The organism is Halomonas sp. SIMBA_159 (genome assembly GCF_046536035.1).
In the GTDB taxonomy this organism is placed as follows: domain Bacteria; phylum Pseudomonadota; class Gammaproteobacteria; order Pseudomonadales; family Halomonadaceae; genus Vreelandella; species Vreelandella venusta_A.
The window spans coordinates 1-241 of record NZ_JAWJBT010001455.1; the positions used below are offsets into that span (position 1 = coordinate 1).

1 protein-coding gene is annotated in these 241 nt (G+C 73.4%); it reads left to right on the forward strand.

Annotated elements, in window-relative coordinates; translation table 11 throughout:
* On the forward strand, positions 1–241 hold a 241-nt coding region (locus tag R0J87_RS24055), incomplete at both ends, for an alpha-amylase family glycosyl hydrolase (protein WP_498889558.1).

Here is a 241-nt window from a genome sequence, read left to right on the forward strand (position 1 = left end):
GGGGGTGTCGATCCGGGACGCGATGGATGCCGGGTTCCGCTGCCCTGGGCGGGGACGGCGACTCCTTACGGCTTCGGGGGCGCCCCGTGGCTTCCGCAGCCGGACGACTGGGCGACGCTCACCGTCGAGACGCAGGACGCCGACCCCGCCTCGACCCTGAACCTGTACCGCGCGGCGATCGCCCTGCGGAAGCGGATCGCGGATCTCGCCGGCAGCGCCCTGGAGTGGTTGGAGCTCGGAG